Raw genomic sequence first — 11,979 nt, 5'->3', positions numbered from 1 at the left:
CGTCACCCAAAGAGCGCGAGTTGGGCGACGAGGCAACGGCACCCGAAAACGTTCGCACGAAGCGTGACGGTGTTTTGCCTTAGGCTCCCTGGTCTGCCTGCTCGCGACACGCGAGTCGGCGCTCGTGAAGACGCTCATCCTCGTGCCCGGAGCGATGCAAGAGCTACGTGCAGGTCGCCCTCGCGGTCGCGGGGGGCGAAGGGGAGCTCGTAGGTGTAGACGGTGCCGGCCGGGTGGGTGGCGGTGCGCTCCTCCTCAGTGAGCTTGTCGCCCTTCTTTCGCCACAGCTGGCGGAGCTGTGTGGGGACCAAGCGGCCGTTGGCGTCGTAGATGTAGTCGTTCTGGTCGTAGCCGTGCAGGACCGCGAACTGGGTGCGGTAGATCGTGGCGAGTTCGTCGGCGGTGACTCCGAGCATCCTGGCCATGAGTGCGTCGATCTCCACCAAGGCGTTGCGGCGATCGATGACGCGTCGCAGTGGCGTTTCGGGTGTCCACACGGGTGCGATGTCGCCCAGATTGGGGGCGTCTGGGTAGGCCTGGCCGAGCAGCCATTCGTCCTCTGCGAAAGCCGGGTCCCACAACTCGCGCCAGAGCTCGGCGTAGGCATCCGTTAGGCAGTTCAGCCGTAGCGTTCGCAGCAACAGTCGTGGCATGAGCGGATCATCCAACGACGGGAGGGCCAGCCGGTCAACCACGCTCTGGTAGATGCCGCTCTTGGGAGCGACGCGCACCGCGAAGTCAGAAAGGATTGAAGCGAGGACGCCGCTGAGGATCGCCACGAGTCGTGTTTCACCGCCGAGACAGAAGACTCCGTTGGGGTGCGCGGCGCCGGGCGGAATTATCGCCGAGATGAGAGTGCGTTCATTCGAGTTGGCTGCCATAGCGCGCCACGCGATGCGGTAATGGGCGCGGACGTCGATGCCGCTCCAGGTTCCGTAAGTAGAGTCATACGTCGCACGATCGCCAGCAGGCTTGTACGACGTGACCGGTTCGGCGTCGGGCGCGAGGGTCTCCAAGTCCAGCGACGACCAGTCGAGGTTGTGGAGCATCGTCGGGTTGGGCGACTTGTAGAAGGGGTTCGCGACGTGAAGGTTCGGGCCTTGAAGGATCGCATCTTCCCAGGACGCCGGCCCCCACTCCTGGACGAAGCGGCCTTTCTGTCGATCGATAGACTCATCCCAGCCTCGTGAGAAACTCAAGCCGAGCTCCCCGACTCTCCTGGCCTTCGCCAGACGAGCGAGAACCGTAGCCGAGGAGCTATTCACCGTGTAGAGCATCCGTGAGCGCTCGACCGGCGTGGTCGGAGACTCCAGGACATCGCGCCACACCTGCAGTGTCTCCCGATTGACCCTTTGGATGCGTGATCGGTGAGGGCGACGATCCCAGCCACCCTCGTGCTTGAAGCCCGGTTCGGGACCCGAGCCATCGTGCTGGGCAGAACGCGTGACGGTCTCGGGGTGGTAGAGCCCGGCTGCATGCAGGAAGATTGCCTCTCCTATAGGTCCGTAGACATGGACCCCGTAATTGACGAGATGGTGGACTTCGTCGAAGAGTTGCAGCTCGTTGATGAACTGCCAGTGTCGCCGGAGCCGCGCGTAGGTGGCTTCGCGAAGCACTCCCGCCTTCTCGTCTGTGAAATGAGTCTCCGGGTGGATCAGGCCGGTGGCACCGCGGTCAGACGAGTTCACCCAGGTCCGGGACATGAAGCAGCGGTACAAGTCCGGCTGAAGGCCTGACAGCACCGGATACGTCGTGATGTCTCCGACGAACTCAGCGAGAGCCACGAGTTCCGCGTCGCCATCGATCACGCCTTGCCCGATCCCGGGCTGTTGGAGCGTCTGCTCGCGGCGCGCCTTCTTCTCCGCAACTGACGGTTTCCACGCCAACTGCCACCACGGGTCGCCCTCGGCCAGGAGAGACTCGACGTCACTTCGCGGCCGAACCCACGGCGGGTTTCCGACCTGCAGGTCGAAGCCTCCGCGACCGAACACCGTCGCGAAGTCCAACTGCCAGTGGAAGAAACCCTGCTCCTTCGCCACGTCCTCGCAGACACGCAGCCACGCGTGATCGTCGAGCACGTCCCTGACTCGTCTGGCACCGGCGCCGGCGAGTTCGAAGCTCTCCTGGTCGGCCATCGCCTCCCATTGGTCCCCCGGGGACAGCGTGCCCATCCCCTGCTTCGCGCCGCGGGACGACAGCTTCTGCGTGCCGAGGATGCCCTGGGCGGCGTCGATCCACTGGTCGAGCGTCGGCGGAGCCACCTCGTCGCCGGTCAGCGGCCAGAACCACAGCGCAGTCCAGGCGTCCATCATGCGGCGGAGTCGGCGGTAGGCGCCGTCGTCGTCGGCTAGTGACTGTTCGATTTGTTCGCGGGTGACGTTGGGGGTGCGAGTCTTTGACGCTTCGAGGCCGCTCCGCGGCACCTCAGCCAGCGGAAGGGGGTCTCCCCACAGCTTGATGTGGCGGGCTGACTGCTCCTCGGCGACCTTCAGGCGGCGGTAGGCCATTGCCCACAGTCCCTCCGCTTGGTGGGAGATCGCCACCAGTTGGTCGAGCTGCTTCTTCGTCGGCTTGCCCTTGATGGCCTTGCGCCACGCCTTGACCTTGGCCACGCGGTCGGGGACGAGTTCCTTCGCCTCCTTGGACTCGGACGTGGCTCCCCAACCTGCCGCGGGCAGCAGCCAGTGATGGATGCGGCCGCCGGAGCCGCTGAGCTCGGGACGATCCTGCTCGATGCGTGCGGCGATGTCGGTGAGCGGCTCCGCCGCGGGTGGGCTGGTGAGCCAGCGCTTGTCGTCGACTTGATCGCGCGTGTAGAAGGAGCGCGACGCCCCCACCAGCGAGTTGCCTCGTCGCAGCCGCAGCCCGAACCATGGGGCGTGCAGTCCCTCGGCCATGGTGTCCAGCCACAGCGTGATCTCCGCGAACTCCACGGCGGTGGCGTTGAGGTCCACGCCGTAGACGTTGTGCAGGGCAAGGTAGGCCTTAACCTTCTGGAGCTCGGCCGGGTAGACGTCGGGGTCGATCCGCTCCCCCAGCTCCTCCTGCCGACGCTTGAGGTACTGCTCAGCCAGCTGCCGGACGGCCTCGATGGCGAACGCACCGGAGCCGAGGGCGGGCTCGCAGACGCTGAGGCCCAGGATCTCCTCGGCGGTGGTGGTGTGGCCGTCCTGGTCCAGCAGTTCGGCGAGCGCCTCGGAGACGGTGAACTTCGTCAGCACCTCGGGGGTGTAGTAGGAGGCGGAGCGCTGTCGCTGGCGGCCGGAGAGCCGGAAGACGAACTGGCCACGGGAGTAGCGGCGGCGGCTCTTCTGGCCGGTGACGGGGTCGGTGTCGAGGACGAAGTCCTTGTCGGCCAAGTGGTCGGAGCGCTCCCCCACCGGGACCACCCAGGAGCCCTTCTCCGGGTTGCCGTCGCGGGCCACCTCGTAGAGGTCGACGTCGGCGAACGAGCCGGTGTAGCTCATCAGGCCCTCGTAGACGGCGCCCAGCTGGTTGATGCCGAGCTCGACGTAGCTGATGAAGCCGCGCTCCTTGCCGGAGCGTTCCTTGCTGAGCAGGAGTCGTCGGAGGACTTCCTGGAGGGCGTGGTTGCCGAGGCCAACCTCGTCGATGAGTGCTGTGGCCTTCGGGGAGAACAAGTCGGCTCGGAGGGGCTGGAACTCGAGGCCGCGCTCGACGAGGCGGTCGGCGTCGCCGCCGAGTGCATGGCCGCGGTCGACGAGGCGGAAGAGCAGGGCCAGCGACTCGTACAGGTGGGTGCCGGTACGGGCGCGCGGGGAGGCGAGCTCCACCTGCACCAGCTCCCGGAGCCGGTCGAGGGAGTAGCCGCGGGCGTAGTCCGGGTCCCCGACGGGGAGGATCTTCAGCTCCGGCGACGCCTCGGCGTAGAGGAGGAACAGGATCCGGTAGAGGAACCGCAGCGACTGCAGCGCCAGCGGCTGCGCCTGGCTCTGCGGCAGCGGGTCGAGGCCCTGGGCGCGCCGTCGGTCCACCACCTCGTTGGCGATGAGCTCGATGGATTCCCGAACGCCCTCGCGTAGGTCGGCGGAGACCCCGACGGTGTGGGCGACGGACGCCTCGAGCGTGGCGTCCCACCAGATGTTGCCGTCGGCGTCGGGGGCCAGCGACTCGGCGTCGACAGCCACCAGCGCCCGGTCGATCTCGCCGCCCTGCTTGGTGTCGCCGCGCTCGGCGACGGTGTGGAGGTCGACGGCCAGGTAGCGGCCCTCGGGCCAGCGGGAGGCCTCTGCCACCACCAGCCAGCGGCCGGTCATGATGAGCGCGAACTTCGTCTCCTCGTGATCGAGGAACAGGGTGGAGACGAGCTTCGTGGCAGAGGTGATCGGGTCCTCATCGTCGACGACGTACGGCTCGGCGAGCGTGTCGGCGTGGCGGGCGAACAGCTCGTCCAGCGTGGCGGCGGGCTTGGCCTCGATCAGGGCGAGTGTCGGCTCCAGTCCGGGCGAGCGAAGCAGCCGGACCGGGCCGTTGACGGTGGTCTCGTAGGGGCCGGGCTCGTAGCCGAGGATGCGGCGGAGGTCGGCGTGGAGTGCCGCGGCGGCGTCAGGGTCCGGGTCGTCGTCGGCGTAGAGGGCGGCCATGGCGGTGGCCAGCTTGGAGCGCTCGGCGGTGAACCTGGATTTGGTGGTGGGGTGCTCGGCGTCGCGCCACTGCTTGACCCGGTCCAGGACGCGGGCCACGTAGGACTCCTTGCGGGCGTCGGTGGTGAAGAAGTGCTCGCTGATCCAGTCCTCGACGACGAGGAGGGCGTCGCTGTCAGCCATGGGTGGCCTCCGGGGTGTCGGCGGGGAGGACTACCAGCAGGGGGCGCACCAGCTGACGGTCTGGGGTCATGTCGCGGCTCAGCCGCTCCTGCGCGTCGACGAGCGCGCGGCGGCGGCGCACCTGGTCGCGCTGGATGAGCGCCTCGGCCTCGGACTGCCACTCCTCCGCGCGGGCCACCCACTCGTCGACCCGCGCCTTCGCGGCGTCCGCCGCGGCCTGGAACTGGAACCGCAGGGTGTCCTCGGCGCGGTCGACTGCGGGACGGACGAGGTCCATGTCCGGGAGCTGGACCGGGCCGGGGTTGCTGCGCTCGCCGATGACTCCGGCGTCGGCGAGCATCTCCCCCGCCGTCGCGTGGACCTCGACGAAGGGCGTGGCGCCGTGGAACTGGGCGGACAGCCACGATGAGGCCACCACCTGGCCGCGGCGGTTGATGAGGGTGCCGTTGAGCAGCACGGTGGGCACGTCGACGTCGCCGCGGACGGCGAAGATCTCGCCGCGGGCCAGCCGGGCCAGTGCGCGGTCGGCGGCCCAGTCGAGCACCGGGTGGAGGGGGCCGAGGTAGTGGGCCTCTGGCCAGGAGGAGGCGCTGGTGTCGGTGAGGGCGGCGTCGAGGATGGTGCTCGCCTTGTTGGGTTCCGTGACGAGCTGGAGGCGCTCGAGCACGTTGCGGTCGGCGAGGTAGCTCTGCGGGAGCACCTCGAAGCGCTGTCGGAGATCGGCGGGTGGGACGAACTCGACGATGTGCTCGGCCTGGTGTTCGCGCCAGCCGACGCCGCCGAGGTCCCGAGGCAGCGGCTTGTCCTCGGGTGAGGGGTAGTACTCGTGGAGGGCGTCGCGGAGGAAGTCGACCGGCTTGGCGTAGAGGAGGTGGTCGCCGACGACGGCTGGCTCGGGCTGATCGTCGGCGTCGTCGTCGAGGTACTGGGCCAGCCAGTCGTCGACGCTGGTGGCGATGTCCTCGGGGCTGGCCACCACGTCGTCGAAGCTCTTGGAGCCGGCCAGCACTTGGCGGATGGCCTCCTCCTCGGCGGTGACGCTGTAGCGGCCCATGAGGCTGGCGGCGTCGCCGAGGGCGCGGTGGGCCTCGTGCTCGCGGGCGACGAGGGCGGTGAGGACCCGGATGTCGCCGGAGAAGCGCTCGTTGGCGGCGCTCAACAGCAGGGTGGTGATCTGCGGGGGCTGCTTCTGGCCGTAGCGGTCGATGCGGCCGTTGCGCTGCTCGATGCGGATGAGGCTCCACGGGATGTCGTAGTGGATGAGGTGGTGGCACTGCTTGTGGAGGTTGACGCCCTCGGAGGCGACGTCGCCGGTGACGAGCACGCGGATGGGTGAGCTGGTCTGCTTGAAGCTCTCGACGATGGACTGCTGCTGGTCGTCGGCCAGGCCGCCGTGGAGGACGTCCACCTGGCCGGGCTTGAGGCCGAGATCCTTCTCAAGCTTGGCCTGGAGCCAGTGGAGGGTGGCGACGCGCTCGGAGAAGACGACGGCGCGCATGGGCGAGGACTTGCCGACTCCGACCTCGTCTCGGAGGTAGCTGACCAGGGCCTGGTACTTCGACGAGGTGGCCATGGTGGCGTCGTTGAGGACCGCCAGGCGGCGCAGGGCCTCGGCCTCGCGGTGGGCCGCGGGCGTGTGGTCGAGGCGCTCGATGCGGTTGTGCAGGGTGTCGCGGAGTGCGGCCGGCGAGGACAGGAAGGCCTTCGCCAGCGTCCACGGGAAGAGGGAGCCGTTGGCGCCGGAGTAGGGCGAGGACCCCGTCGGGCGGAGCCAGGTGTCGACCAGCTCGTCGACGACGGCGTCCTCCTGCGGGGACGCGTCGATGAGGCGGTTGTCGGGCTCGAGGCGCTCGGCCCAATCGGCGCCCACCTCCTCGGCAACCTCGGCGCTGTGGCGGTGTCGTCGGATGGTGAGTTGCTCGACGCGCTTGGCGTCGAGGTCGCCGTCGGCCTTGACGGCGGTGGGGTCGAGGAGGCGCACCAGCTCGGCGAACGACTCCCGCGACCCGTTGTGCGGGGTGGCGGAGGCGAGGATGAGCGCGTCGGCCTGCGGCGCGAGGATGCTGGCCAGCCGGTTGTTGAGGGTGGCGGTGTTGGTGACGTTGTGCGACTCGTCGATGACGACGGCGTCCCAGTGGTGGCGGCGCAGGTCGTGGACGAAGCGCTCCTGCTTCAGCGTGTCGATGGAGATGATGACGCGGCGGAAGTAGGAGAACGGGTTGCGGTTGGCGGGCAGCTTCTGCTTGACGCGGGCCACGCCCTGGGAGTCGAGGCGCACGAACGGGATGGCGAAGCGGCTCCACATCTCGTGCTGCATCTGCTCCAGCACGTGTCGCGGGGTGACCACCAGGATCCGCTCCCCGCGGCCGCGGCGGATGAGCTCGGAGAGGATCATTCCGATCTCGAGCGTCTTGCCCAAGCCGACGGCGTCGGCCAGCAGGATGCGGGGCCGCAGTGTGGCGGGGTCGAGGGCCTTGGCGACGGCCTTGTGCTGATAGCCGAGCTGGCGCGCGAGCATGCGTGGTGAGACGGTGAGCGAGTCGTCGCTGAGGGGGACGGCGGTCTTGCGGAGGGTGGACTCCACCCAGAGCCTTGAGCGGCGGTATTTCGGGGAATTGTCCGGGCGGACGGTGGTGTCGCGGGGGTCGTTGAGCTTGATCCGGTCCAGCGAGGGGTAGAAGACGGCGTCCTGGCCGCGGACCAGATCCGAGAGGCCCTGGGCGTTGAGGACTGGTCCGTCGGACGACTCGTCGACTGACGTCACCAGCCAGTCCTCGTCGCGCACCACGACGACGTTGCCGGGTGCGAATGTATAAGTGCCACTCATTGTGGCTGCAGCCTACCCAAGCCGATCCTGGCTAGGGGCACCTTGCCATTCAAGCTGAGCGTTCTTCGGCTGGCGTTATCGGCTCTCCTAGAGGCGCCGCACGGCGCCCGGCCCGCCGTCGGAGGTAGGCGCGCAGCGGGAAGAACAGCACCAAGGCCACCAGCCACACAGGGGCGGTGGCGATCAGCAGCGTCAGCAGCCCGGTCAACAGGCCGGCGGCGCCGCGGATGCCGTCGGTGATGGCCTCGCCGAAGCCCCACGACTCGCCGCCGGGGCTCACCACGGCGCGGGGTTCGACCAGCTCGATCGTCACCGTCGCCATCGCGGCCTGCCGCTCCAGGTAGGTCACCTGCGCGTCGAGCGATTCGATCTCGCCCCGCACCCGGGACAGCTCGGTCTCGATGGCCAGCATGTCCTTGACGTCCTTGGCCGCGTCGAAGAACTCACGCAGGCGCACCTCCTGGGCTCGCAGGTTGTCCAGCCGCGCGGAGAGATCGACGTGCTCCTGGGTGACGTCGCTGGTGGCCTCGGACTGGAACTTCACGACCCCGAGCGCGGCCACCTCGGCGAGGAAATCCTCGTAGGTCTCGGCGGGGACGCGCGTGGTCACCCAGCCGCGCAACGCCGACCCGTCTCCCGCGGGCGCACCGTCCTCGCCGTAGCGGTAGAGCCATTCGTCGGTGTCGGTGGCCACCTGCATGTCGGTGACGGTGCCCTCGTGGCTGCGGGCCAGGTCGCGGATCTTCGTCACCGCGTCCGGCGTGCTCTCCACCTCCAGGCGGAGCACCTTCGACCGGATGATCAGGCGGTCCCCGCCGCCGGAATCCTCATCACCGTCCTTCTGGGGCATGCCCACGGAGCCACCGCCGGCATCCGGAGCGGGGCCACCCGCGGGTGAATCCACAGTGGCCCCATCGCCACCGGCGCAAGCCGCCAACAGCAACGTCATCAGAAGCGCGACGACAGCTCCCACAACGCTCCGCAGCCCAGCATTCCCCCACATGGCCCCTCCTCCATCGGCTCGGTGACGTCGACGCTACCCCCGTGCCGCGCGGATGCGCGCGGGCCGGACAAGGCTGAGTCCGGATCGTTACGGGAGGGCGCGCAGCACGTCGGTCGCCAATTCCCCACACGCCCCCCGCCGTGGCGCTGAACGGAGCATGATCGGTGCCAGGAGGTTGACATGAACTACGGACTTCGCATCGACCTGGAGCGCCCCTTCGACGACGTGGTGGCGCTCACCAAGGATTCCCTCGCCGAGAGCGGCTTCGGCATCCTCACCGAAATCAACCTGAAGCAGACGCTCAAGAACAAGCTGGACGTCGACATCGACGACCAGATCATCCTGGGCGCCTGCAACCCGGGCTTCGCCTTCAAGGGTCTGCAGGTCGAGCCGTCGCTCGGCCTGCTGCTGCCGTGCAACGTGGTGGTGAGGCACACGGCCGGCGTCACCGTCGTGGAGGCGATCGACCCGGAGACGATGGTCGCCATCACCGACAACCCGGAGATGGAACCGCTGGCCGACGAGGTGCGCGAGGCGCTGAGGGCAGCACTGGACCGCGTGTACGTCAGCGCGACGGGGAACCCCGAGGGCGTCTGAAGGCGCTCAGGAGGGCTGCGGTTCCTCCGCGGCCTCGATCGCTGCGCGGGCGGCGCTCACGGGGTCGAGTCCCTCAAAGTTGAGGTCGGCGAAGTCGCCGCGCAGGGCCTTCAGCGCCGTGCGTTCCACCTCGATCTCCTTGCGGGTGCGCACGTTCAGCCGCCGGAACACCTCGATGGGCGGGCACCAACCCTGGATGGCGTGCTGAAGCAGGAACGAGGGCACCGCGGCGGCAAGCCACAGCCACTGACGGGAGTGCAGGCGCGCCAGCCCGAGGCTGATCAACATCAGGGTGGAGGCGTTGGCTTCGAGCACGCGCTCCACGTCCCACGCCCTGTCGAGGTCCTTGATGTGCTGGGTGATGACATCGGCGGGGGCGTCGGCCAGGGCTGCCACGCGCTGGAGCCGTTCCTTCTCGAGGCGCTGCTGCACCTTGTCCGGGGTGGATCGCCGGACGTGATCTGCGTTGGGCATGTATTCCTCCTCGGGTGATCTTCCAGTCAAGCACCTGAATCGGTGGGCGGGGACGCCCTTTGGGGTGCAAGCCGCACCGCGCCGCCCCCAGCCGTGGCCGGCCGCGCCGCCGTCAAAGGCGGCCAACGTCTCTGATCGATTGTCCAGGACTTGCCGAACCTGGTCGTCGCGCTACAGCACGGTGGTGGGACATCGATTCAATGGAGTATCAATGAGCTCACGCTTTTCCCGAACGGCCGTACTCGCTCTTGTCCCAGCCCTGGCTTTGTCGGTCGCGACGGTGGTGTCGAGCCCTTCGGCCGCCGCTCCGGTCCCCGACCCCACCCTCGCGGTGGCCGCGGAGGACCATCCGCTCGGAAACCTGGCACCCACCCCGCCGATGGGATGGAGCAGCTGGAACACCTTCGGCTGTGACATCTCCGCAGACCTCATCGAGCAGACCGCGGACGCCCTCGTCGAGAGCGGCATGGCGGCCGCAGGCTACGAGTACGTCAACATCGACGACTGCTGGTCGACCATGAGCCGCTCCGCCGATGGCAAGCTCGTACCTGATCCGGCGAAGTTCCCGCAGGGCATCAAGGGCGTCGCGGATTACGTCCACGGGTTGGGCCTGAAGCTCGGCATCTATTCGTCGGCCGGCACCACCACCTGTGCCGGCTACCCGGCCTCGCTCGGCTACGAGATGTCCGACGCGCAGCAGTGGGCCGACTGGGGCGTCGACCTGGTCAAGTACGACAACTGCGGCGGCCACGGCGGTCTCGAGGAGCAGGAGCGCTACCAGGCCATGGCCGACGCCATCGCCGCCACGGGTCGCGACATGCTGTTCAGCCTGTGCGACTGGGGCGAGGGTCGCGACTGGCTGTGGAACGGCACGGATCAGGTCGGACACTTCTATCGCACCACCTATGACATCCGGGCCGAGTGGTCCGTGATGATGAGCAACGGCGATTTCCAGGCCGAGATGGCGCCCTATGCGGGGCCCAACAGTTGGGCCGATCCGGACATGCTCGTGGTGGGCGTGAACCGGTTCCTCGGCAACGACGTCCCAGGCCTCACGCCCGGCGAGTCCCGCGTCCATATGGGTCTGTGGGCCATCACGAACGCTCCCCTGATCGCCGGCAACGACGTCAGGTCGATGGAGCCATGGGTGCGTGAGTTGCTTACCAACCCTCGAGTCATCGAGATCGACCAGGATTGGAGCGGGGAGATCGGCACCCGGCTGCGCCACAACGGTGACGAGGACGTCTGGGTGAAGCAGATGGAAGACGGCTCGACGGCCGTGCTGCTGATCAACCGGGGGACCGAAGCGCGCACCATCTCCGTCGACCCGGCGGAGGTCGGGCGACCCGACGGGGCGTCGCAGCAGGTGACCGACGTCTGGTCCGGCCGTGCCTACGCCGCCTCCGACGCCGTTCGCGCGCGTGTGGCAGGACACGACGCGGCACTGTTCGTGATCGGCGCCCCCACGCAGCAGGACCTCGAGGCGATGACCACGCTCGAAACCGACGTGCCGCCCTACCTCAACCTGGACACCCCGTTCGAGCTGACGGTGCGCCTGCACAACGACGGCACGGAGTCCGTCCGCAACGTGCGCCTCGAGGCCGTTGTTCCCGACGGCTGGCTGGCGACGAGCGCCACGTCGAGCGTCGCTGCACAGATCGAACCCGGCCAATCCGCGACGCTGACGGTGGACGTGGAGCCGGATTCCCCGGCGGCCGGGGCGGCCGTCTTCGAGTCTTCAGCCACCTGGGACGGGAAGTCCGGCGTGATGCGCACCACCGACCGCGCGACGGCGCTGGCGCTGGTCCCGCCTGCTGCCGGGACGACGCAGGTGTCCGCGGTGGAATGGCTCAGCAGCACCAACGGCTGGGGACCGGTTGAACGCGACACGAGCGTCGGCAACCAAGCCCTCGGCGACGGCCTACCCCTCACCATCGGCGGCAAGATCTACGAAACCGGGCTGGGCGCGCACGCGCCCAGTGAAGTTCGCGTGTACCTGGGCGGCGTGTGCGAGTCCTTCGACGCCGAGGTCGGGCTGGACGACGAGGTCGGCAACTACGGCCGCGTCGACTTCGTGGTGCTCGCTGACGGCGTCGAGGTCGCGCGAGTTGCCGCCGCCGGCGCTGATGCAGCCAAGCCGGTCAGCGTGTCCATGGTCGGCGTCGACGTCATGACGTTGGCGGTCGACGCGGTCGACGGCGAGAACTACGATCACGCCGACTGGGCCGACGCGCGCGTGCGCTGCACCGAGCCACCGACTCCCACCCCCACCCCAACCCCCTCACCTACGC

Annotated in this window: 6 protein-coding genes; 2 read left to right on the top strand and 4 right to left on the bottom strand. The window is 68.5% G+C overall.

Annotation, left to right across the window (positions count from 1 at the left end):
* Positions 1-134: 134 nt before the first annotated feature.
* The 3 genes from C3E87_RS12625 to C3E87_RS12610 are packed head-to-tail and all read right to left on the bottom strand — an operon-like array spanning position 135 to position 8,518.
* The gene (locus C3E87_RS12625) at positions 135-4,787 is read right to left on the bottom strand and encodes a restriction endonuclease subunit M (RefSeq protein WP_076063467.1); all 4,653 of its coding nucleotides are present in this window, start codon (positions 4,785-4,787) and stop codon (positions 135-137) included.
* Positions 4,780-7,614: a helicase-related protein gene (locus tag C3E87_RS14980; RefSeq protein ID WP_076063465.1), complete on the bottom strand. Its 2,835-nt coding sequence runs from the start codon at positions 7,612-7,614 to the stop codon at positions 4,780-4,782. Before C3E87_RS14980 ends, C3E87_RS12625 begins: the two co-directional genes overlap by 8 nt.
* Positions 7,615-7,663: 49 nt before the next feature.
* Positions 7,664-8,518, bottom strand: a complete 855-nt coding sequence (locus tag C3E87_RS12610; RefSeq protein WP_076063462.1) for a DUF4349 domain-containing protein — start codon at positions 8,516-8,518, stop codon at positions 7,664-7,666.
* Between the two features lie 279 nt (positions 8,519-8,797).
* Here C3E87_RS12610 and C3E87_RS12605 point away from each other — a divergent pair, with 279 nt between their 5' ends.
* Positions 8,798-9,214 carry a DUF302 domain-containing protein gene (locus tag C3E87_RS12605; RefSeq protein ID WP_076063460.1) on the top strand — a complete coding sequence of 139 codons (417 nt, stop codon included), beginning with the start codon at positions 8,798-8,800 and terminating at the stop codon, positions 9,212-9,214.
* 6 nt (positions 9,215-9,220) lie between these two features.
* Here C3E87_RS12605 and C3E87_RS12600 read toward each other — a convergent pair whose 3' ends face one another.
* Positions 9,221-9,688 carry a DUF2892 domain-containing protein gene (locus C3E87_RS12600; RefSeq protein WP_076063458.1) on the bottom strand — a complete coding sequence of 156 codons (468 nt, stop codon included), beginning with the start codon at positions 9,686-9,688 and terminating at the stop codon, positions 9,221-9,223.
* Between the two features lie 211 nt (positions 9,689-9,899).
* Between C3E87_RS12600 and C3E87_RS12595 the strand changes: the two genes are divergently transcribed.
* Positions 9,900-11,979: NPCBM/NEW2 domain-containing protein (locus C3E87_RS12595; RefSeq protein ID WP_158069087.1), on the top strand; the 2,080-nt coding region annotated here is incomplete at its 3' end.

The sequence above is a fragment of the Tessaracoccus sp. ZS01 genome, assembly GCF_022342445.1.
Taxonomy (GTDB): Bacteria; Actinomycetota; Actinomycetes; order Propionibacteriales; family Propionibacteriaceae; genus Arachnia.
This window is presented reverse-complemented; position numbering and strand designations above follow the sequence as displayed.

Bases quoted from the DNA above. Each gene is read 5' to 3' on its own strand.
- C3E87_RS12625 (WP_076063467.1), bottom strand. From the start codon at position 4,787: ATGGCTGACAGCGACGCCCTCCTCGTCGTCGAGGACTGGATCAGCGAG.
- C3E87_RS14980 (WP_076063465.1), bottom strand. From the start codon at position 7,614: ATGAGTGGCACTTATACATTCGCACCCGGCAACGTCGTCGTGGTGCGC.
- C3E87_RS12605 (WP_076063460.1), top strand. From the start codon at position 8,798: ATGAACTACGGACTTCGCATCGACCTGGAGCGCCCCTTCGACGACGTG.
- C3E87_RS12600 (WP_076063458.1), bottom strand. From the start codon at position 9,688: ATGCCCAACGCAGATCACGTCCGGCGATCCACCCCGGACAAGGTGCAG.